Origin of the sequence: Thermonema sp., assembly GCF_026003375.1 — a bacterium.
GTDB lineage: Bacteria > Bacteroidota > Bacteroidia > Cytophagales > Thermonemataceae > Thermonema > Thermonema rossianum.
Genome location: NZ_BPHD01000001.1, coordinates 35486 through 57910, shown reverse-complemented (window position 1 = coordinate 57910; position 22425 = coordinate 35486). Strand labels below are relative to the sequence as shown.

20 protein-coding genes and 1 tRNA gene are annotated in these 22425 nt (G+C 48.1%); 11 read left to right on the top strand and 10 right to left on the bottom strand.

Annotated elements, in window-relative coordinates; genetic code table 11:
* Nucleotides 1–10 precede the first annotated feature (10 nt).
* From QVE43_RS00280 to QVE43_RS00270, 3 genes are all read right to left on the bottom strand, one after another.
* Complete coding sequence (locus tag QVE43_RS00280) at nt 11–1006, bottom strand: zinc-binding dehydrogenase (RefSeq protein WP_288003668.1); 996 nt, start codon at nt 1004–1006, stop codon at nt 11–13.
* 64 nt (nt 1007–1070) lie between these two features.
* A complete protein-coding gene (locus QVE43_RS00275; RefSeq protein ID WP_288003666.1) occupies nt 1071–1727 on the bottom strand; it encodes a pseudouridine synthase in 657 nt (218 codons plus the stop codon).
* On the bottom strand, nt 1717–2223 hold the full coding sequence (locus tag QVE43_RS00270) for a DUF2452 domain-containing protein (RefSeq protein ID WP_051633218.1): 507 nt from the start codon (nt 2221–2223) through the stop codon (nt 1717–1719). The genes QVE43_RS00275 and QVE43_RS00270 overlap by 11 nt, the downstream gene beginning before the upstream one ends.
* 171 nt (nt 2224–2394) lie before the next feature.
* Between QVE43_RS00270 and QVE43_RS00265 the strand changes: the two genes are divergently transcribed.
* Nucleotides 2395–4650, top strand: coding sequence for a tetratricopeptide repeat protein (locus tag QVE43_RS00265; RefSeq protein WP_288003664.1), 2256 nt, complete (start codon nt 2395–2397; stop codon nt 4648–4650).
* Between the two features lie 84 nt (nt 4651–4734).
* On the opposite strand, the gene mnmA is transcribed toward QVE43_RS00265, so the two are convergent.
* From mnmA to QVE43_RS00250, 3 genes are all read right to left on the bottom strand, one after another.
* Nucleotides 4735–5910, bottom strand: a complete 1176-nt coding sequence (gene mnmA, locus QVE43_RS00260; protein ID WP_288003661.1) for a tRNA 2-thiouridine(34) synthase MnmA — start codon at nt 5908–5910, stop codon at nt 4735–4737.
* A gap of 157 nt (nt 5911–6067) precedes the next feature.
* A complete protein-coding gene (locus QVE43_RS00255; RefSeq protein WP_288003659.1) occupies nt 6068–8572 on the bottom strand; it encodes an ATP-dependent Clp protease ATP-binding subunit in 2505 nt (834 codons plus the stop codon).
* Nucleotides 8573–8633: 61 nt separating this feature from the next.
* Nucleotides 8634–9284: a WbqC family protein gene (locus QVE43_RS00250; RefSeq protein ID WP_288003657.1), complete on the bottom strand. Its 651-nt coding sequence runs from the start codon at nt 9282–9284 to the stop codon at nt 8634–8636.
* Between the two features lie 149 nt (nt 9285–9433).
* Between QVE43_RS00250 and QVE43_RS00245 the strand changes: the two genes are divergently transcribed.
* From QVE43_RS00245 to QVE43_RS00230, 4 genes are all read left to right on the top strand, one after another.
* Nucleotides 9434–10552 carry a hypothetical protein gene (locus tag QVE43_RS00245; protein ID WP_288003655.1) on the top strand — a complete coding sequence of 373 codons (1119 nt, stop codon included), beginning with the start codon at nt 9434–9436 and terminating at the stop codon, nt 10550–10552.
* Between the two features lie 114 nt (nt 10553–10666).
* Nucleotides 10667–11785 (top strand): imelysin family protein, encoded by a 1119-nt coding sequence (locus QVE43_RS00240; RefSeq protein WP_288003653.1) that lies wholly within the window; start codon nt 10667–10669, stop codon nt 11783–11785.
* A 144-nt stretch (nt 11786–11929) separates the two neighbouring features.
* Nucleotides 11930–12532 carry a cytochrome c oxidase subunit 3 gene (locus tag QVE43_RS00235; protein ID WP_288003651.1) on the top strand — a complete coding sequence of 201 codons (603 nt, stop codon included), beginning with the start codon at nt 11930–11932 and terminating at the stop codon, nt 12530–12532.
* Between the two features lie 102 nt (nt 12533–12634).
* Nucleotides 12635–13120: a Dps family protein gene (locus tag QVE43_RS00230; RefSeq protein WP_038030686.1), complete on the top strand. Its 486-nt coding sequence runs from the start codon at nt 12635–12637 to the stop codon at nt 13118–13120.
* A 124-nt stretch (nt 13121–13244) separates the two neighbouring features.
* Here the strand turns inward: QVE43_RS00230 and QVE43_RS00225 are convergent.
* Nucleotides 13245–13318, bottom strand: a tRNA-Ile gene (locus tag QVE43_RS00225).
* A gap of 216 nt (nt 13319–13534) precedes the next feature.
* Here QVE43_RS00225 and QVE43_RS00220 point away from each other — a divergent pair.
* The 3 genes from QVE43_RS00220 to lpxK are packed head-to-tail and all read left to right on the top strand — an operon-like array spanning nt 13535 to nt 16410.
* The gene (locus QVE43_RS00220) at nt 13535–14179 is read left to right on the top strand and encodes an HAD family phosphatase (protein WP_071837462.1); all 645 of its coding nucleotides are present in this window, start codon (nt 13535–13537) and stop codon (nt 14177–14179) included.
* Entirely contained in the window at nt 14160–15350 is a 1191-nt protein-coding gene (locus QVE43_RS00215; protein ID WP_288003646.1) for a site-2 protease family protein, read from the top strand. The genes QVE43_RS00220 and QVE43_RS00215 overlap by 20 nt, the downstream gene beginning before the upstream one ends.
* A gap of 1 nt (nt 15351) precedes the next feature.
* Nucleotides 15352–16410 (top strand): tetraacyldisaccharide 4'-kinase, encoded by a 1059-nt coding sequence (lpxK, locus tag QVE43_RS00210; RefSeq protein ID WP_288003644.1) that lies wholly within the window; start codon nt 15352–15354, stop codon nt 16408–16410.
* On the opposite strand, the gene QVE43_RS00205 is transcribed toward lpxK, so the two are convergent.
* The gene (locus QVE43_RS00205) at nt 16393–16722 is read right to left on the bottom strand and encodes a helix-turn-helix domain-containing protein (RefSeq protein ID WP_288004792.1); all 330 of its coding nucleotides are present in this window, start codon (nt 16720–16722) and stop codon (nt 16393–16395) included. The genes lpxK and QVE43_RS00205 overlap by 18 nt on opposite strands.
* Nucleotides 16723–16956: 234 nt before the next feature.
* Here QVE43_RS00205 and QVE43_RS00200 point away from each other — a divergent pair, with 234 nt between their 5' ends.
* Entirely contained in the window at nt 16957–17997 is a 1041-nt protein-coding gene (locus QVE43_RS00200) for a sensor histidine kinase KdpD (RefSeq protein ID WP_288003642.1), read from the top strand.
* Between the two features lie 82 nt (nt 17998–18079).
* On the opposite strand, the gene QVE43_RS00195 is transcribed toward QVE43_RS00200, so the two are convergent.
* On the bottom strand, nt 18080–19345 hold the full coding sequence (locus QVE43_RS00195) for a S8 family peptidase (protein WP_288003640.1): 1266 nt from the start codon (nt 19343–19345) through the stop codon (nt 18080–18082).
* A 153-nt stretch (nt 19346–19498) separates the two neighbouring features.
* Complete coding sequence (locus QVE43_RS00190) at nt 19499–20719, bottom strand: NAD(P)/FAD-dependent oxidoreductase (RefSeq protein WP_288003638.1); 1221 nt, start codon at nt 20717–20719, stop codon at nt 19499–19501.
* Nucleotides 20720–20825: 106 nt separating this feature from the next.
* On the opposite strand from QVE43_RS00190, the gene QVE43_RS00185 reads away from it, so the two are divergent.
* Nucleotides 20826–21860, top strand: a complete 1035-nt coding sequence (locus tag QVE43_RS00185) for a lysylphosphatidylglycerol synthase transmembrane domain-containing protein (protein WP_038030678.1) — start codon at nt 20826–20828, stop codon at nt 21858–21860.
* A gap of 24 nt (nt 21861–21884) precedes the next feature.
* Entirely contained in the window at nt 21885–22421 is a 537-nt protein-coding gene (locus QVE43_RS00180; RefSeq protein WP_288003636.1) for an O-acetyl-ADP-ribose deacetylase, read from the top strand.
* Nucleotides 22422–22425: the final 4 nt, after the last annotated feature.

The following is a 22425-nucleotide window of genomic DNA, read 5'->3' as shown; positions in this document are numbered from 1 at the left end:
TATCATAGCTTTAGGGCTTTAACACAACTTTTCCGAATATTTTTCCGTCGCGCATATCATTGAAAGCGGCAATGCCTTCGGCAAGAGGGCGCACCGAGTCAATGATGGGATGAATGCCATGTTGCTCTACGAATTGAAGCATTTCTTTAAACTCTTCATCGTTGCCCATGGTGGTGCCTTTGATGGTATATTGCCCGAAGAAGATACGCGGCATATCCGGCTTGGAAGGGCTGCCCAAGGTAGCCCCGTAGAACACCAGCGTAGCAGCCGGCTTCATTGTTTTTAACAGCAGGTTAAAACCATCGCCCCCGGCGCTGTCAATAATCACGTCGAAGCCGCCGGACATCTTTAAAAGCGCTTTGTGCCATCCTTCTTGTTTGTAGTTCACCCCGCCGGCTACGCCCAAGCTTTTCATCTTTTCAATTTTGGCATCGCTACCCGAAGTAACATACACCTCTGCACCCAAGGCAAGGGCAAACTGGCAGGCAAACTGTGCCACGCCCCCGCCAATGCCCGTTACCAACACGCGATGCCCTTTTTGCACTCCTCCTTTGCGACGCACCGCCCTGTAGGCTGTCAATCCGGCTAAGGGCAAAGCAGCAGCTTCTTCGTGGTTGAGGTGTGCAGGCTTGGGGTGCAAACGGTCAACGGGCACACACACATATTCAGCCAAAGTGCCATCGGAAGGCATGCCCAAAATGGTATATCGCTCCGATTGATATTCAGGATGGTCGCCCCAATTTTGATTAGGGTTAATCACCACCTCTTTTCCTATCCATGCTTCATCCTGTGGGCTGCCCACTGCTTCCACCGTACCACAAGCATCCGAGCCCAAAATGCAATCATAGGTCATGCCCGGATAAAGCGCCACACGAATCCATTGGTCGCGGTGGTTGAGCGCGGCAGCCGCTACTTTTACCAAAGCTTCACCTGCTTTGGGCATAGGCTTGGGGCGCTCGGTAAAAACAATGTCTTTCTTTTCGGAAGATAAAAAAATGGCTTTCATGCTTGATTAATTTGTTTTTTCGAAAAGTTAAGAAAAATAAACGTCTATCATGAAAGAGATGAGGCTAAGAGCGGAAGCCTTTGTTTGTTGTTTTATGCTTGCCGGGCAACGGCACACCCACCGCCCGGTATATCTCCTGCCTGCTTAGCAGGCGCACCTCGCCGGCTTCCTTCATTTGCAGACGGGACAAAGACAAACTGCCGACGGCTGCCCGCACCAAGCGAAGCGTAGGGAAGCCCACGGCGGCGGTCATACGGCGCACCTGCCGGTTTTTGCCTTCATGCAAGCCAATAGACAACCACGAAGTAGGCACCGACTTGCGAAAGCGTATGGGGGGCACACGTTCGGGCAAGTCCGGTGCTTCGATGCGCGCCACACGGGCAGGCAGCGTTTGATAAGGCTTGCCTTTCAAGCGAATGCTTACCCCCTGTTTTAACTGCTCAATAGCTTCGTCCGTTACGATGCCTTCCACCTGTACCCAATACGTTTTCTCTACCTTGAAGCGGGGCGAGAGCAAACGGCTCTTCAAAAAGTTGTCGTTGGTAAGCAACAGCAGCCCTTCGCTGTCTTTATCCAGGCGTCCGACCGGGTAAACATCCGGCGGAAAGTCATACAGGCATGCCAAGGTGAGATCTCCCTCCTGCTCGACTGTGAATTGGCTAAGCACCCCGTATGGCTTGTACACCACAAAATAATAGAACTGCCCCCGGCTATTCTTCATCCGCTTCAATGTCTTTTATTACCTCTTCGAAGTCATCGGTTGCCTTCAGGACTTCCCAAGTGTGATCTGAAAGCAAGCGTGCCGTGGCGCAGTAGGCTTCGTAAGGGATGCTTTTGCCCCACTCTTCCGGCGCAATCAAGGATAAAACATATTGCTCACCGCTGCGACGGTACAGATGATATTCCTTGCCTACGATGGGCTCGAAGCCCATTTCTGCAGTATAAATCAATTCCGATATACGTTTGCGCACTTGCAAGGCTTTGGCTTGGCGCAACAGCACTTCTACCTGCTCATAGATTTGCTGCATCTGCCGTTCGGTTTGGTCATACATAGCCGCCAAGGCACGCCCTTTCAGCTTGCCTTTGTCTTCGGGCTTGATGACCACCCCACCCCGTGTATGGGCATAAGGCAAGGTACCCGGTCTGTCTGTGATATGGTCGGGATTGATGGGATTGACAAACTCCTCCCCTTCTGTTTTTTTCTTTTGCTTTGCCATGAAAACCACTCCTTTATTCAACATTCAAAACAGCTGTAAAGATACAATGGTTTAGCTACAAACAGAGAAAAGTACGGGCATTTGCCTGCTGCAAGCTTGTAAAAACCACCACCCAAGTTTAACTTTAGTTAAGTTGCCGCTGATAATCAAAGCATTAAAACTCTTTACGCCATGAAAAAAAGCCTGCTGTATATGTGGCTGCTCGTGATTTGCAGCCCCCAAGTCTTTGCCCAAAAGGCATATGAGGAATTTATCGATAAAGCATATGCCCATGCAACAGAAGAGCGCTACGATTCTGCCATTTTTTACATGGAACGGGCACTGCCCCTGCTCAAACAAGATACCGATGCCTCGCCGGAGGTGCTCATTGAAGCCTACCACAAACTCGGGGAATTTTACTACCTGCTAAAAGAGTACGAAAAAGCCATTGAGGTCTTAGAGGAAGGCTTGCAAGCATGCCATCAACACCTCGGGGAGTACACAATCGATTGCGCCGTACTGAGTGAAAATACCGGCTATTTGTATTGCAACCTTTTGTTGTATGAGTCGGCATTGCCCCCATTGCTGCACAGCCTTGAATCATATGCACGGCTCTATGGCAAAAGCAATTATGAGTACCTGAGCACAAGCCTCTATACCATACAAGGCGCGCTGAAGTCCGGCAATTTCGACTTGGCGAAGACTCTGGTGCAAGAAGCAGATTCTCTACTGCAAGGCATTACCATGGAGTCATGGAATAGCGAGCCCGAAGTGCTCTATAAACTGCAAATTAACCAACAGATAGCGCAGGCCATATTGTATGAAGCAGAAGGGCAGTATGAGCGGGCACAGGAAATATATCCTAAATTGGCAAGCCGGGTGTATAATTTGTATCAATCCCCCTATGAATATGCTTTGTCTATTAAAACAGACTATACCCTTGCCAGGGACCGGACGGGGCGCTACATAGCCTCGCCGGCGGTGGCGCCTGCCAATCTTGTCTCTTGGCATTTAATGGCTGCGCTGATACAACAAGATTTCCCCGCCAATCCCCCCGTCGCCCTGGGCGAGGTGTACTTAAACCTGAGTGAGTGGTATGCCAGTGAAGATATCAACAACGCAACACAAGCCGCCTTGTACGAAGAAAAAGCAGTTGTTGTTTTTCGCGCCAACCCACCCAGTCACTCTTACGCTTACTTTCTTGCCCGCAAAGGCTCCAATTACCGGAAACAAGGGAACTATGAACTTGCACTAAAATACACGCAACAAGCTTTAAAGGTATCCGAAGCAAGCATGCCCTTGGACCGCCCCAACCCAAAAGAAATCCAAAAAGCCGAAATGAAAGTGCTGGAAACGGGGATTCCATTGATGGGCAAAAACGCCAGATACTTTCTTCGGAAAAAAGAAAACTTCAGCTCCTACGAGGGCTTCTATTATAAAACGCACCTCGACATACTCATGGAACTTTACCATACCGGCATAGAAGCGGGAAATAATGATATAGCCCTGCACAGCATAAAAGAAGCGACTCGTTTCACTGCAAAATATTATGGCAAACAACATCCCAAATACGCCGACTGCTTATATGAGCAAAGTGTCTTGCTTTACTTCCTTCTGAATCAGCAGAAGAAAAAAGCCATCCGGCTTGCCAAACAAGCACTCAAGGTCTATGAAAGAGCCTACAACCTCAGCCCGGAGGCACCAAGGTTTGTTTCCGATAATGACTACTTGAACGTATTGAGACAGCTTGCCATTTACATGCATAATGAAGAGCGGCAACAGGCAATGATAGAATACCGGAAACGTATTTTGGACTTTTATGAGCAACACCAAGAGCAAAGCGGCTGGAACAACAATATAGCAATACCGGAAAGCTACTTGGAATTGGCAAAGGTTTACCTCGAAAACGGCGAGCTGCCAGCCGCCAAAAAGTACGCCCTGAATGTCATAGAATACCTCAATAAACACCCTTTAAAAGGTGAAGACACCCCCACCCCGGACTATTACTATGTCACCCCATACCTTCTGTTGGGCAACATACACACTCAAGAGCAGGACTATGAAGCAAGCTTCCGGTGCTATCAAAAGGCAATTACACTTTTAGACTCGCTCAACACTCCGGAATCGAAATATGTGGAAGTGCTGTTGAAAGCAGGCGAAAATTTTCTGGCATGGGGCAAGCCCGACGAAGCCGGACGCTGTTATGCTTCCGCCTATCAAATCATTGAAGAAGAAATAGGAACCGGCAGCTACGACTATGCGAACTACTGTTATCATATGGGCTTGTGGCACCAAGCAAAGGGCGAATACCGCAAATCAGAAGAGTTTTTGCAAAAGGCAAAAAAGCTCACAAAGCAGTTAAATGTCAAAGATATTCATGAGTTGCAACGAAAAATAGAAGAAGCGATGGGCACCAACCGGCGCCTGTCGAGCGCCTCTCAAAACTAAAAGCAAAGAGGGATTTGCTGCCGCTTCCTCACTCATTCAGGAGGAGCGGCAGCATCCTAAAAACAAAGTTCATTCAGGCAGGTTTTACGCATGGATGACTCCGGACCCCAGCAGCTCATTGCCTTCATACCATGCCACAAACTGCCCGGGCGTGATACCACGCACCGGTTTTTCGAAAGTAACATACAAGCCCTCTTCGCGCATGTGCAGCTGTGCGGGCATCAAAGGCTGGCGATAGCGAATGCGCGCCATATAGCTTCGCGACTCGCCCGGCTGCATGCGCAAGTCTTCACGCAGCCAATGCACCTCATCGGCGCGTACAAATAAGCCTTTGCGGTGCAAACCCGGATGGTCGTCGCCTTGCCCTACATATACGATGTTCTTTTCCGTATCAACAGAGAGTACAAACAAAGGCTTTTCCTTTCCGCCTATACCCAAACCCTTGCGCTGCCCTACGGTGAAGTAGTGGGCGCCTATGTGCTCACCTACAGGCTCGCCCATCTCTTCTGAGAAGACATAAGGGGCACAAAGGACATCAAGCGCAGTTGCTTGTCCGTTGGTGGCAAACGCAGGGGCACCGGCCGGAATTTCTATCACCTTGCCTTTTTTAGGTTGAAGTTTTTGCTGAAGGAACTCCGGCAGTTTTATTTTTCCGACAAAGCACAAGCCCTGCGAGTCTTTTTTCTTGGCAGTTACGAACCCTTCCCGTTCGGCAATGGCGCGCACTTCTTTCTTTTGCAGATGCCCAATGGGAAACAAAGCCTTACTTAGCTGTTCCTGATTGAGCTGACACAAGAAGTAGCTTTGGTCCTTGTTGGGATCGGCCCCCGCCAGCAGGCGATAGATGGTTTTTCCGTCTTTTTCGATGCTATCTTTTTGACAATAGTGCCCTGTTGCCACAAAATCGGCGCCCAGCCGCATGGCAGCTTGAAGAAAAACATCGAACTTGATTTCCCGGTTACACAACACATCGGGATTGGGCGTGCGCCCCCGCTCATACTCGGCAAACATATAATCCACGATGCGCTTTTTATACTCGGCACTCAGGTCTATCACATGGAAAGGAATGCCCAAAGCTTCGGCAACCAACAAAGCGTCGTTGCTGTCTTCTACCCAAGGGCACTCGTCGTGCAGGGTTACGCTCTCGTCATGCCAGTTGCGCATGAACATACCAATGACTTCATGCCCTTCTTGCGCAAGCAAGTAAGCCGCCACACTGGAATCTACACCGCCCGACATGCCCACTACGATTCTTGCCATAGTTCTTTCTGATGATGGTTTATGGTGGTTCTACAATGCAAAAATACCATTTTAAAACGTCCTGTATAAAATAACTGTTCCCGTTGCTTAGCCGGGCAGAAAAAAAAATAGGGCTGCCTCTTGGAAGCAGCCCTATGGTTCATACTTAATCAATACCTTATGAATCGGCTTTTTCTTGTTTGCGGATAGAGAGCTCCAATTCGTCTCCTTCTCCTTTATAGTCTGCCACTAAGGTATCGCCTTCTTCTATTTCGCCTTTCAGTATTTCCTCAGCAATAGGATCTTCCAGGTATTTCTGAATGGCTCGTTTCAACGGGCGTGCCCCATATTGCGGGTCGTAGCCTTTTTCGCTGAGGAAGTCTTTGGCAGCTTCGGTAAGCTCTATGTGGTATCCCAGCTCTTCGATACGCTTGAAGACATCCTTCAATACAATATCGATGATTTGATGGATGTGCTCTCTTTCCAAAGAGTTGAACACAATCACATCATCCAGGCGGTTCAAGAACTCAGGCGAGAAGGCTTTCTTCAAGGCACTTTGAATGGTGGACTTCATGATTTCGTCCATGCTTTCGGCTTTTGCCTTGGTAGTAAAGCCAATGCCTGTACCGAAATCTTTCAGGTCACGCACCCCAATGTTGGAAGTCATGATGATGATGGTGTTTTTGAAATCCACACGGCGTCCCAAGCCGTCGGTGAGCACCCCGTCATCGAGTACTTGCAACAAGATGTTAAATACATCGGGGTGTGCTTTTTCGATTTCATCGAGCAGCACTACCGAATAGGGCTTGCGGCGTACCTGTTCGGTCAACTGACCACCTTCTTCATAGCCCACATAGCCGGGAGGCGCACCAATCAAACGGCTTACCGAGAATTTCTCCATGTATTCGCTCATGTCGATGCGGATGAGCGCATCTTCACGGTCGAAGAGATATTCGGCCAAAGCCTTGGCTAATTCGGTTTTACCTACCCCGGTAGGACCCAAGAAGATGAACGAACCGATAGGACGTTTGGGGTCTTTCAAGCCTACACGCGTACGGCGGATGGCACGCACCAGCTTGTCTATAGCCGCATCTTGCCCTACGACTCGTTTTTTCAATTCATCAGCCATATGCAACAACTTCTGGCTTTCGGCTTGTGCCACACGGGTCACCGGGATGCCCGTCATCATCGCTACCACCTCGGCCACATGCTCTTCGGTTACGGTGTAGCGCTTGCGCTTGGCTTCTTCTTCCCAAGCAATCTTGGCTTTTTCAAGCTGCTGAATCAGCTTTTTCTCTTTGTCGCGCAGTTGAGCCGCCTCTTCATATTTTTGGCTTTTCACCACGCGGTTTTTCTCTTCTTTTACCTTTTCTATCTCTTCTTCCAACTTCAAAATGTGCTCGGGCACGTGAATGTTGGTGATATGCACCCGTGCACCTACCTCATCGAGCACGTCAATGGCTTTGTCAGGCAGGAAGCGGTCGGTAATGTAGCGATCCGACAACTTCACACATGCCTCTATTGCCTCGGGCGTATAAATCACGTTGTGATGCTCTTCGTAGTGCTCTTTGATATTGTTCAATATCTGCAAGGTCTCTTCCGGCGTGGGCGGGTCAACCATTACCACTTGGAAACGACGCGCCAAGGCACCGTCTTTTTCAATGTATTGGCGGTATTCATCCAAGGTAGTTGCGCCGATGCATTGGATGTCGCCCCGTGCCAGCGCGGGCTTGAACATGTTCGAAGCGTCGAGCGAACCTGAGGCACCACCGGCACCAACAATGGTATGCAATTCGTCGATGAACAAAATCACATCGGGCGATTTTTCCAGTTCGTTCATGACGGCTTTCATGCGCTCTTCGAACTGGCCACGGTATTTGGTGCCTGCCACCAGCGAAGCCAGGTCCAGTGTTACGATACGCTTATTGAAAAGCACACGCGACACTTTGCGCTGCACGATGCGCAAAGCCAAGCCTTCGGCAATGGCTGTCTTACCTACCCCGGGCTCACCAATAAGCAAGGGGTTGTTCTTTTTGCGGCGGCTGAGTATTTGTGCCACACGCTCTATTTCCTTTTCCCGCCCAATGATGGGGTCCAGCTTGCCTTGTTCGGCCATTTTGGTCAGGTCGCGCCCAAAGTTATCCAATACGGGGGTTTTGGATTTTTCCCCGCCTTTGGACTCGCGCCCTCCGCCAAACATGCGGCTTTCTTCATCAGGATCATCCGATTCCAAGGATGCCTTGGGTTGATTTTGGTATTCAAGCATTTCTCTTACTATCTCATAAGTGACGTTGAACTGATGCAGCACCTGGCTTGCCAAGGTGTCTTCATCGCGCAAAATAGACAACAGCAGATGCTCGGTGCCTATAATGTTGGTTTTAAAAATTTTGGCTTCGAGATAAGTGATTTTCAACACCTTCTCCGAAGCACGGGTAAAGGGAATATTGGCAATATTCTTCACGTTGTTTACTGCGGTACCACGGGTAGCCCGTTCGATGGTAGCACGCAGCTCGTCCAACGGAACACCCAGTTTTTTCAATATGCTAATGGCTACGCCTTCGCCTTCACGAATCAAACCCAGCAACAGGTGTTCCGTGCCTATATAGTCGTGCCCCAAGCGCAATGCTTCTTCGCGGCTTAGGGAAATGACCTCTTTTACTCGATTTGAAAATTTTGCTTCCATGTGCTTGTCCTCCGGAACAATTTAATGTTGTAATATACGTTTTCACGTCCAATTTATCAAATTAAAAAGCTACTCTTTCGCTGAGCGGTAGCTGCACCCCTTGCCGCAGGTACAACCTGGCGGCGGGTCCCATACAAAAGAGTACATCTAATATACTTAAATTTGGTACAAATTTAGCACCAAAGTTTTGCGTATAAGGCTCACAAGTGATGTTTAAATGCTGTTTTTTCTTGGGATGCAACACATTTCTCATATCAACGAGTTCTAAATCAGTAACTTGCTGCCCATCATAATAGGCTGTGCTGTATGTAAAACGATTGGGCAGCTGTAAAAGTTTGAGACAAGTTGTCAGAATTTCCTGCTGCAGCTGCAGCAAAGTTGTCATGGGTTTCTCCAAAATTGTCAGTATTTCGGGGGCAAAGTATTCAAAGAAAGGGGCTTTTCTATAGGCTGCCTCTATGGCACGTATATGGTCTTTTTGCCATGCGTGGCGGTTGTCTATTTCTATAGTATGCAAAGGGCGCTTCCACGGTTTACACACCGGCACCGACAAGCTCCACACACCTTTATCGGTCAGTATCTCACAGCGGTTACGGTAAGATTGTTTTTCATAATGAGCATGAATATCCAGCAGCACCTCTTCTGCCTGCATGTACAACACCCAAAACGCAACGGACGGAAAATAATGCGGTTCAATAAGGACTCTTTTCATAAAGGCACAATCATCTGATTTACAAAGGCAAATTTCTTCTTTTTGAGGCTACCTTGCAAATTTAGCTTCAAGTTATTTGTATTTATTCTAAATAAACATTTACTTTGTGGCGTTATCTAAAACAAGTCTAAATTAAAACAACAATATCTATGAGAAAGATTCTCCTTGCTGCAAGCATCGCATTTTTGGGGTTGAGCGCCTGCAAAAAAGACGATGAGAAGTCTCCTTTGCAAGTTCCCTCCACTTATGAGTCGGCCAATTACGACGCCAATGTGGCTGCCGAAAAAGCCATCTTGGAAGACTTGGCTGCCCTGAAAGCAGCCATCAAAGCTGCTTCGGAAAGCAACCCCTTAGATGAAGCAAGCTTAAAAGCTATTTATGAAGGAAGTGATTTACAGGCGGCTACCTCTGCTTACTACAACACACAGGTGCTCAGCTACTTGAAAGAAGTGGCAGATGCCAGCACGGGGGGCGCCTACGACATGAAAACAGAGGGCAAAGCCCAAAACGGCAAAGGCGGCTTCTTCGGTGGACGTCTGTTTGAAGAAGGTGGTTTGGAATTGATAGAGCTGATTGAAAAAGGTCTGTTTGAAGCAGCACTCTACAATCATGCCTACAGCATCACCCAAAAAACCGAACTGACTGCTGCCGATATTGACCGTCTGGTAGCCATTTTTGGCGCCCATCCTTCTTTCCCCAATAGCAGTGACGGAAGCAAACACGAGCATCCTGACAGCTATGCTGCCAAGTACGCTGCCAAGCGTGACAAAAACGACGGCAATGGTTTCTATACCAACATTAAAAATGCTTTGTTAACTGCCCAAGCGGCCGTAAAAGCAGGCAAAGCGTATGATGCAGAGTTGCGTGCAGCCCTGAAAATTTATTTGACCAACTGGGAAAAATCTTGTGCAGCCACTGTCATCAACTACCTGTACAGCGCGCAAAGCAAGCTGACTGCCACCAATCCTTCGGACAGTGACTTGGCAAGTGCCCTTCACTCTTATGCCGAAGCAGTTGGTTTCTTGCACGGATGGCGCCAATTGCCTCAAGATGCACGCACCATTACCGACGCGCAAATTGATGAAATATTGAACATATTGAAAGCACCTGCACAGGGCGAAGCTTCGGCTTACCTCTTTGTAACCGACACCTTTAACCAGGTAGGCAAGCTGACCGAAGCCATCAACAAAGTAAAAGAAGTATATGGCTTCACCGATGCAGACTTGGAAGACTTCAAAAAAGACTGGGTGGCAGAGCAAGGCAGATAGTTTTCTCCGCTCTTTTTCACCGCTTGCCAAAGGCGTGCTTTATAGCATGCCTTTGGTGCATTTTGATTTTACATATCTTTTCTTTGCTTTAAAGACAAATAAAACGACCTGCTCATGAAAAAGTTTCCCCAACAAATAAGCCTCGCAATCATAGTGCTTGCCTGCTTGCTTGGACTTACTGCCTGCAATTCGAAAAAAGAGAACAGTCCGCAGAATTTTGACCGGCGGGGCTTGCTGGAAAATGTAGCCAACAATTTGATAAGCCCTGCTTTTGACAGCCTGCATAGCGAAGCCACAGCGTTGCAAGCCGCTACACAAAACTTTGTGAATGCGCCCTCGCTTGGCACACTCGAAGCCTTGCAAACGCAATGGATACAAACCTACACCACGTGGCAGTCTGCCAACATGTATAACTTCGAATTTCTGATTGAGCCCAATACACTCGATAAAAGTTTATTCGAAGAGATAGGCGCATTTCCGGTAGATAGTGCACTGATTGAGCAATACATCAGTCAAGGGGATTACAGCTTTGCCAACTTCAACCGGGATACACGTGGCTTTTTGGCAATGGACTACCTGCTCTTTCGCACCGACGGCAACCAACAAGCCATTGTTGATGCTTTTACCAATGACAACAAGCGTGGCTTGTACTTAAAAGCAGTAGCAGACCACCTGCTGGCTAAGATAGAGCAGAGCCGTAACCGATGGCTCGAAGCCAAAGCCTCGTTCATTGCCAACGACGGCACGGATGCCGGCAGTTCTCTTACTCTCCTGTTCAATCAATTCAACCTGGGCTATGAACGCATCAAAAACTTCAAACTGGGCATTCCATTGGGAAAAAGAGCCCCACAAACCTCACCCGCACCTATGTACGTAGAGGCATACTACAGCGGCATATCGCTGGATATGATTCGTGCCAACATGAAAGCCATAGAGAATATTTGGCGGGGCGTAGGCGCTGACGGGCAAGACGGCTTGGGCTTTCAGGACTACCTGCTGGCTGTACCGGGCGGCAAAGAGTTGTCGGACAATACCGAAGCGCAACTGTCAATTATTTATCAAAAGCTGGATGCACTGGACAGGCAAACAAGACTCTCCACACTCATCGACACACAGTATCAAGCTGTAGAAGCGCTCCACAACGAAATGCTCAAGCATACGCGCTATTTCAAAAGTGACATGAGTTCCTTGTTGGGGCTGTATATCACCTACGACAGTGGCGACGGCGATTAAAATGCCTTTTCAGTATTTTCATTTCTTTAAAGGGCAACCTTCCTCCGGCTTGCCCTTTTCTTTTTAGTTTATTTCGAACCCAATGGCTATTTTTTTGTTCTCTAAAAAGAGAAAGCAAAAAAACGCACAAAAGTGCCGGATTCAATGGAAAACAAACGCTCTTTTGTAGAAAAAATAAGCCAAAGGCGCGAACCACTCAGTTTCATGCTATGGTTGGGACTCATTGGCATTTCCATCATGTTCGTATTTCTTAGCGCCATTTTTTTGAAATACCGCCTTGCCCTGCCGACGCTTCCTTTTGAAGTACCACGCCTGTTGGGCATAAGCACCTTCGTTATTCTTTGCAGCAGCCTTACACTGCAACAGGCATACAAGGCCTTTTTACAAGATGCTTATTTTGCCTATCGCTATCTGCTGGGCACCACCTTTTTGCTGGCAATGGCTTTTGGCGTCTGTCAATGGATGGGCTGGGAAAGTCTTTACCAACAAAACCTTGAACTCATGCGCAGCACGCCCCTGCATAGCCTGTTCTTTGTGATGGTGTTGCTGCATTTGGCACATGTGGGCATAGGTGGCTTGGTCTTGCTTTATTTTTTTGGCATTTCACTGCTTAAACTCAACTACGTGGACGCCTTTATTTACGCCATGAATCCCCCCAACCGCCTTTTTCTGCGCTTATTGGTGGTCTATTGGCATTTTATAGGGGGAATTTGGCTTTACCTTTACATCTTTTTTCAGTTTATGTAAAAAGGCAAAGCAACAAGGAACTTTTCTTATCAAGAAATTCTTACTATATTTGCCATATAAGCAAACAGTTTACATGTTTCACCCTAAAAATCAATTATCACTATGGAAAAAGTATTGGAAAACAATATCGGACTGGCAAACGAAGCAACTACGGCTGTTATTGAAAAACTGAACACACTACTTGCCACTTATCAAGTTTATTACCAAAACCTGCGTGGCTTTCATTGGAACATAGAAGGCGAAAACTTCTTCACTTTACATGCCAAGTTTGAAGAGCTTTACACCGGCGCACAGGCGATGATTGATACCATTGCCGAGCGCATTTTGACATTGGGCGGCACTCCGCTCCACACTTTTGCCGATTATATGGAACATGCTACCATTCAAGCAGCTAAAAATGTGCGCAGTGACAAAGAGTCTGTATCTACGCTCATTGAAAACATACAGGCTTTGGTAGCTCTTGAACGGGAAACACTTAAAGCAGCTGAAGAAGCCGAAGACGAAGGGACCATCGACATGTTGGCCGGCGACATCAAAGCCAAAGAAAAAGACTTGTGGATGCTGCGTGCTTTCCTCAAACGGCAGTGAGCATTTACTTATTCCTTTCGGCTTATGCAGAAGAGAAGCTCACCGGCAGCTTCTCTTTTTTTCATTCTACAAGGTGCTAAATAGACAAAAAAACAAAAGCCACCCCATGAAAGGTGGCTTTTTGTGGACCCTGCTGGGCTCGAACCAGCGACCCCCTGATTATGAGTCAGGTGCTCTAACCAGCTGAGCTAAGGGTCCGCATCGCACTTCGTTGCGCGATTTCGATTGCAATTTTACGCATTCCTGTCTGAACTTGCAACAATAGCAGCAAAAAAATAATGCCCTATGCATTTAAAAAGCGGTATATCAAGCGTTTAAAGCGCGAAAAAATAGATATAAGCCGGCATGGCTATATATTAGCAAATACAAGCATTGTTTTAGATATTTGCAAGACACAAATAAAAGAAAACGGACGTGCAACTACCTTCGTATTTACTTTTTGACTTGGGCGGGGTGATTATCAATATCGATTTTGAACGCAGCATGCAAGCTTTTTATCCCCTCCTGCTGCCCGAATACCAACCACAGCTGCAATCGTGGAATGATTTGGCGCAACGCCCTTTCTTTCATGATTACGAATGTGGCCAAATAGATACGCCTACTTTTTATTCGCATCTAAAACAGTATATGCGTCCGGGGGTTTCTATTGAAGAAATAGAAAATGCCTGGATGGCTCTGCTGCTCGACATCCCTGCCGGGCGTGTACGGTTGTTGCAAAGATTGCGCACCGCCGGCTACCGCCTGATGCTGTTGAGCAACACCAATCCTGCGCATATCGAACGTATAGAAGCGATGTTCAACCGGCTTCATGCCACTTCTTTTTACAAGCTGTTCGACGACTTGTTTTTCTCCTATGAAATAGGCTACACCAAGCCGGACAGCCGGGCATTTCAATATGTGCTCGATAAAAGCAAGGCGCAAGCAAATGACATCCTTTTTATTGATGATAGCGCAGCCAATACAGAAGCGGCAGCCCAAGTGGGCATGCATACTTATCTTGTACCACAAAACCAATTGGATATAGCCAAGTTTTCAGCCTATGAAATACAGAAATCGTAAGACAAAAGGAAGCATACATTTGCTTTTGTTTGTACTGACATTTATTACTACCACCATTGCCGGCGCTGAATGGATACATGGCAAGCCGCTCATCGACTGGAGCAAAGGCAGTCTGGCCGAATGGGTCAATAGCCGCACCATTGGCAGCGGCTTGCATTATTCGCTTCCTCTGTTGCTGGCGCTTAGCTTTCATGAGTTCGGGCATTATTTCACCGCCCGGCATTATCATATCCGGGTTACACTCCCTTACTATCTCCCTTTTTGGTTTTTCGACTTCAGCAGCAGTATTGGCACCATGGGTGCTTTTATCCGGATAAAAGAGCGCATGCGAAGCCGCAAGCAGTTCTTCGATGTGGGCATTGCCGGTCCATTGGCCGGTTTTGTCGTGGGCTTGGGCATTTTGTACTATGGCTACACGCACCTCCCCCCCCGCTCTTATGTGCTGGAAATACACCCGGAATATAAGACCATGCCGGGCTACCAAGTGTATGGTGACGACTACAGCAAGTATGCCTACCAAGCCGACAGCAGCGGAACGCCCAAGTTGCTGGTGAGCTTACAGAAGCCTTTGTTGTTCATGTTGGCAGAGCACTATTGGGTAGAAGACAATAGCCGCATTCCGGATCCAAGAGAAATGATGCATTATCCTTACCTTCTGGCTGCCTACATCGTCATGCTCTTCACGGCACTTAATTTGGTACCCATCGGCCAACTCGACGGCGGCCATATCCTGTATGGGCTGCTAGGACCCAAAGTATTCAACCGCATAGCACTCATTCTGTTTTATGGCTTTTTGTATTATGCAGGTCTGGGGCTGGTCAGCCCTTATACTCCCTTTCCTCGTTTATTTGTTCACTTGGGCTTGTACGTTTATTTCCTGTATTTATGCTTCTACTCAGCTGCACCCTTGCCAAGTCACAGGCTCACACTGGCTCTGTCGGTGGTATTTCTGCAATTTGCTACTCTTTGGCTTTTTCCAAAAGCCCAAGGCTATAACGGATGGTTGGTTTTCATTTTTATTTTAGGGCGCTTTTTGGGGATTTACCACCCCACGGCACGCGTAGAAGCCCCCATAGGCACAGGAAGGCAGCTGCTGGGCTGGCTTAGCCTGCTGATTCTGGTATTGTGTTTTTTGCCCGCCCCTTTCCAAATAGAAGTAATTGGTTCATAAGATGACACACCCGCTTGTTTATTGGTTACGCCGCACCGTTGGCTGGTTATTTGTGCCTTTGTATGGCCTCGCAGTATGGCTACGCCATCAATTATATGACCGGCATTTATTGAAAAGCAAAAAAGCACCGGTTCCTACTTTGTGTATTGGCAACCTTACGGTGGGTGGTACAGGAAAAACACCTCATACAGAATACTTTATAGAAACATTCAGCCGGCAGTACCGGGTAGGGGTGGTAAGCCGGGGATATAAGCGCCAAAGCCGGGGGATAGTAGTAGCCCATGCCGCCACCACGGCCGAAGAGATAGGTGACGAGCCTTATCAAATTTGGATGAAATATCAAAAAAAAATAAGCGGATTGAGTGTGGGCAGCCGGCGGGTGCAAGCCATCCGGGCACTGCTCCGGGCACATCCGGAAACCGGGCTCGTCATACTTGACGATGCCTTTCAACATCGCGCCCTTAAAGCCGATGTGTATGTACTTTTGTGTGATTATTATCGTCCCTTTTACAAAGATTATTTACTTCCGGCTGGCAATCTGCGCGACTTGCGCAGTCAAGCCGAAAGGGCTCACCTCGTGGTTGTCAGCAAGTGTCCGGCTCAGCTTTCAGTGCAAGAACAAACATACATAAAACAACAGATAGGACGCTATGCCCCCGGTAAGCCGGTGTTTTTTTCTACCTATGCTTATGGTCCGGCAAGGGCTATCTGGCAAACAGACCTTCCGTGTGGTCCCCCGGTAGTCCTTCTCTCGGGCATTGCCACGCCCGGGCTTTTCGAGAAAGCAGCAATAGATTGTGGCTTCTTGGTAAAAGAGCATATCGCCTTCCCCGACCATCATCATTACGATGAAGCGGCACTCCGGAAAGTGCTTCACAGCTTAAAAAAGCATGGGACGACCTCGTTGCTTACCACAGAAAAAGATTTTGCCAAAATCAAGAATCTACCTTTATGGAAACAAGAACTGCAGGGCACCGGCTGCTATTACCTCCCGCTCGAAATACGCTGGCTTGGCACCTCCCCTGTTGAGCCGGTGCGGCAGCTACTTCAATTGACGTAGCTGTTCTTCCAAATGACGTTTTTCTTGCTCCAGTTTTTCAATCTGCCGGCGATATACTCCTATTTGCTGCTGAATTTCGTCAGACACAAAAGGCGAGTCTTGCTCCCCTGTCAGATCGCAATCAACCAAGTGTGCCCAATACACCCCAAACAGTTCGCCTAAGCGCATCAAAATGGCCAAGTTGGGCTCAGTGACACCTTTTTCATAATTGCCGATGATGCTTTTCTTTTTTCCGATTCGGTTGGCGAGCTCTTCTTGTGTCCAACCTTTTCTTTTTCTCAAAAAGCGAATGTTTTTGCCTAAATAAAACATACGTTTTCCCATTTTAACAGTGATGTTACTCCCAAAAATTGCCGAGTAGTTTTAAAAGATTGTTTTTTTACTTATTTTCCAATAAATTTGGATGCCAGTTATTACTTTATGAGGTTAAAAGAAATCATTATTAATACTGCATATTTTATGGTTTATTTAGTATGCAAATGTAAAAAAATATTTGTCAATTAAAAATAGTGCTGAAAGCGCACCATTACGAAACTTATTCACCTTATGCAAAAACGTCTTGATAACATACCTCCCAAACGTTACGAAGTAGATCCCGGCTATGCCTTATGGGTACGCGCACTGCTGGAAAGCGGTGACCAAAAAGATATTGCAGACAGGCTTGGCCTACAGTACGTTTACGTAAAGCAGGTGCTTGGGGGAAACAGAAACAAGCCTATTCGTAGCACCAATGCCATCCGCATTATAGAGGAGGCAGAGAATTTGATTTTACAGAGGCTGGATCTTATATTGAAAGAAAAAAGAGAAATCATAGAGCGCATATTGACGCGCCGTTCTCTGCAACTGAGTTATGCTATGAATGGAGCTGCCAAACACCCCAAAACTGCCGAGGAAAAGCTCGACAACATTTATACGTTGCTTCGAGCCATCAATCACGACATGAAGTCGCCGCTCAATTCATTTGCGGCATTCATTCAACTTGTGGAGCATCTCGACGAAATCAAAGCTTTGGTTCCCCCAAGCATGCTGCATGAAATGCAGCACAACATACAGTACCTGGTAGAGCTGTGGAATGCACTCAATGACTGGCTCACCAAAATGGTGAAGGAAGAGAGTATAGAAAGCGTTTTTTCACTCCACGAAGCCATTACACACAGCATTCAGCTATTAAGCGCAATGGCTGAGCACAAAAGTATTCAAATAGAGTACCGGGCAAGCCCGGAAGACATAGAGCTGCGCTCCGATATACACATTACTAAATTTGTCATCAGAAACTTGCTGCATAACGCCATCAAGTTCACACCGGAAGGTGGGAAGGTATATGTGCAAAGCGGTTTGGCAACGCCCGGCAAGGCGGCAGTTAGTGTTAAGGATGAAGGCAGCGGCATTTCAGAAGAAGTGCTTCCTACGCTTTTTGATTTAAGTATCAAGAAAAGTACTTATGGTACCAAAAACGAAAAAGGCACGGGGATTGGCCTGGCACTTTGTAAAAAAATGCTCAATGAAATAGGTGGCGATGTTGAACTGGTTGAAAGCTCGCCGAAAGGCAGTGTATTCACAGCTTTTTTCCCGCTAAATCATGGATAGTATGAAAGACAGTACTTACATGCAAAATAAAGAACGGGGCCCCCTATGGGTGCCCCGTTTCTGTTCTGAAATAATCTTTTTATTAACGGCGTCCAATAGGATCGGCTTTGCCGTCAGGGTCATTCTTCACGTAGCCGTCGATATACACTTTCCCGTTGTTCACCAACATGATGCCGGCAATATGAGGCGTAGCCATAGAAGTTCCGCTTAAGGTAGCGTATCCACCACCTTTGTAAGTCGAATAGATAGATACGCCGGGCGCACATACATCAATAGGCGGATTGGCATAGTTCGAGAAGCTGGCATAACGATCCCGGCTGTCCATTGCCGATACGGTCAATACCTTACCGCCATTCGAGGAGTTGTAATAGTTCACGCGGGCAGGTGAATAGTAGTTAGAGTTAGCGGCATCGTTGCCGGCTGCCACTGCTACATACACCCCTTTGGAAGCCAAGTTTTTCACGGCATTGTCAATGGAGGTAGAAGCACCACCGCCCAAGCTCATGTTCACTACATCGCCTTGCAATACTACCCCGGCAGTATAGTCCACACCGTTGATGATAGTTGCATTAGAGCTTTGTCCACTGGCACCAAACACACGCACTGACACCACGGTAGCACCGGCAGCCACCCCTACTACACCATAAGAGTTGTTTTTGGCGGCGATGGTACCTGCCACGTGGGTGCCGTGTCCGTTGGCATCATCGGCAGAGCCACCTACAAAAGAGCGGCTGTATTGAGTGTTCACGTTCAAGTCGGGGTGGTCCAAATCAATGCCCGAGTCAATGACGAAAGCCCAACGAGACAGCCCGGTAGACTCTACCGCACCACCTACACGGGTGATTCCCCAAGGTGTGCTTTGTGCCGCATTCGTGCTTTCTTTTACCTCTACGGGCTCCAAGAAAACCGGACGGTCAGGCTCTACGATAGCCACGCGGCTGTCTTGGCGCAAGATGCGCAACTCCTCGGCAGAAAGCTGGTCGGCAAAGCCCAAGAACACATGTCCATACACGTTGTCGAGGGTCGATTTGTCGCGTTGAATGCCCACCTCTGCCAGCAAGCGGCTTACTTCTTCACGCGCCAACTCTTCTACGCGGCGAGCATACTCCAGCTTGCCTTCACGACGGGCGGGCGCTGCCGGAATGCGGCTACGGAAAGTGGCAGCTGCCTCGTCTTTAAAGACTACAATGTAGCGCCCTTCGTAGGCATCGCCACTCTCCACTACTTGTTGAACATCGGGGGTGGCAGCAGGCGTCATGGTTTCCTCCTGCTGTTTGCAGCCTGTTAAGCAAGAAGCTGCCAAAAATGCAGCCAAGCCGGCCGCGGTGAAAAGGTTACGCTTGTTCATAAGAACGTAATTTTTGGTTAAACTTTTAATAAGCATGATGTACCGTAGTACGCTGCAATCTTATAAAAAGTTTCGCTATCAAGCAATATTTTTTTACAAAAATTTTACAAAACCACAAAAACACACAATATATTATAACCTTTATACAAAAAATTAAAGTAAAAAGTCTTTAACCCCTTGTGCAGCCGTGTAGGCGGTCGTCCATGCCGCTTGAAAGTTAAAACCACCGGTGATGCCATCTATGTCGAGTACTTCGCCGGCAAAAAACAGCCCCGGCAGCTTCTTACTCATCATGCTCTTGGCAGATATTTCGCGCAAATCCACTCCTCCACAAGTCACAAACTCTTCTTTAAAAGTCGTTTTTCCAACTATTTCGTACTCATCGGCACAAAGCACATGCAGCAAGGCATTTAACTGCCTGCCCGACAACTCTTTCCATGTAACATCTTGTGATAACTTTGCCCTTTGACACAAATACTCCCAAAGGCGTTTGGGCAGTTGCACCGGTGTGTTTTTCAGTTTTTTCCCGGGAAAAGATGTAGTTAACTCCTGCAACCGGGCTTCGGTAGCAGGATGCGAGGCACCGGTCCAATTGATTCGCACTTTCGTTCGATAATTGACCTCATGCAACAGCCGTGCTCCCCACGCAGACAAGCGCAATACGGCGGGACCACTCACCCCCCAGTGCGTAATCAAGAGTGGTCCTGTTTCCGTCATCTTCCACCGGGGCAGGCTTACCATGGCTACCGGCACACTAATGCCCTGCAGCGCCCTCAAGGACTCATCTCCTATGTTGAAAGAAAACAAAGACGGAACCGGCGGTACAATGGACAAGCCAAGTGTTTCGAGCCATGCATAATGCTTGGGCTTGTTGCCGCCCCCCGTAGTCACTACCACCGCTGCCGCCTGCAGCACTTCCCCGGAAGCAAGCGCAACCGCCCACTGTCCGTCGTTTTGCGGCTCGAGCGCCACCACTTCGGCACGCGTGCGTATCTGCACGCCTGCTTTTTGTGCCGCCTGCATCAGGCATTGCACAATGGTTTCAGAGCTATCGGAAACAGGGAAAACCCGCCCGTCGGCTTCTGTTTTGAGCGCCACTCCACGATGCGAAAACCAATCATAGGCTTCCCGTGCGCCAAATTCGTAGAACAGCTTGCGCAAAAAACGCCCACCCCGGGGATAGTGCCGGTACAGCTGCTCTATGTCATAGCAGGCAGGCAGCACATTGCAGCGCCCGCCTCCCGAAATACGCACCTTGCTTAACAGTTTGGGGCTTTTTTCAAGAATGGTCACGGGCAAGCCGGACTCTGCAATATGGATAGCCGCAAAGAAACCGGCGGCGCCTCCCCCGACAACAAGCACTTGTTTGTTCATCTGTTTTTAAAGGCAAACTTAAGCATTTGTTAAGAGAGACATTGCCCGGCGGCTGCTTTCTGTGAAACTTCGTACCTTTGCAGCCGAGCTGTCAAGCCTTTGCTTTATGAATATTCAGGAAAAAGATATTCTGCACAAACTAAGCCCCAAGCGCACCTTCATTCCTTTATTGATTGGTTTACTTGCAGCAGTGGCTATTTTTTACTGGACGTATGAGCCTTCGCAGTGGCAATATTTTCGCGAGGCTTCCTTGCCGGCCCTGTTGGGCGCCATCATGGTGTTGCTCATACGCGATGGCGGTTACACTGCCCGCATTCGTTATTTGTCTCAGAAAGAACTTAGTTGGCAAGGAAGCCTTTACAGCATCTTGCTTTGGGAATTTGCTTCGGCGGTCACGCCCTCGGTAGTGGGCGGAACAGCCGTTGCCATTTTTATACTCAACCGCGAAGGCATTCGCTTCGGCAAAGCCCTTGCCTATGTATTGCTTACAGCAGTGCTCGACAATGCCTTTTTTATTCTTGCGGCTCCGCTTTCTATCTGGTTTTCCAAGGGTGAAGTGTTTGTAGGCAGCTTCAACGAAACCATGCGCTGGACTTTTCTGCTAAGCTATGCGCTCATAGCCCTATACACTTTCTTCATGGCATTCGGGCTATTGGCGCGTCCACGTTTGGTGAAATGGCTGCTCATGAAAGCTACCACCTTCCGGTGGTTCAAGCGCTGGCGCAAGGCAGCCTATCAAACAGGCAATGACATTATCCTTGCTTCACGGGAAATCAAAGGAAAACCCTGGCGTTACTGGCTACAAGCAGCCGGCTTCACCCTGTTCATCTGGATTGCCCGCTATGCCACTCTCAACTTTTTAATGGAAACGTTCATTGACTTGTCGTTTCAAGACCATTTGCTTGTTTTCGGCAGACAGGTTGTGCTCTGGATCAGCATGCTCATATCACCCACGCCCGGCAGCACCGGCACTGCCGAGTATTTCTTCACAGAACTATACTCCGAATTTTTGGGCAGCTTCAGTGGCACGGTAGGCATCCTCTGGCGCCTGCTTACCTACTATCCTTATCTGCTCATAGGCATCTTTATTTTGCCCATGTGGTTACGTCGCACCCAACAGAAACTAAAAACGCACAAGTAGTTTTTTTAAAAAAACGGTAAAGCTATGAAGTTGAAAGACAGAATGGAAGTGATACAAGGCGATATTACACGCCTGAAAGCAGATGCCATTGTCAATGCAGCCAACCCTTCTTTGATGGGCGGTGGTGGCGTGGATGGGGCCATTCACCGCGCCGGCGGTCCTCAAATTTTGGAGGAGTGCAAAGAAATTATAAAAAAGATCGGACAGCTCGACACAGGGAAGGCGGTCATTACCACCGGCGGCAACCTGCCTGCCTCATATGTCATTCACACGGTAGGTCCGGTATGGCATGGAGGCACCCAAGACGAGGCACAACTGTTGGCGCAAGCCTACACCAACAGCTTGCAGCTGGCTTCCGAACACCACTTGCGCACCGTGGCTTTTCCCAATATCAGTACAGGTGTTTACGGCTACCCCAAGCGCGAAGCTGCACAGGTGGCACTTCAGGCAGTCACAGACTACCTAAGACAGCATACACTACCTGAAAAGGTTATATTCTGCTGCTTCGACGATGAAAATTACCGTCTCTATCAGGAAGCCGTGCAGGCATTAGAAGAGTAAAAAA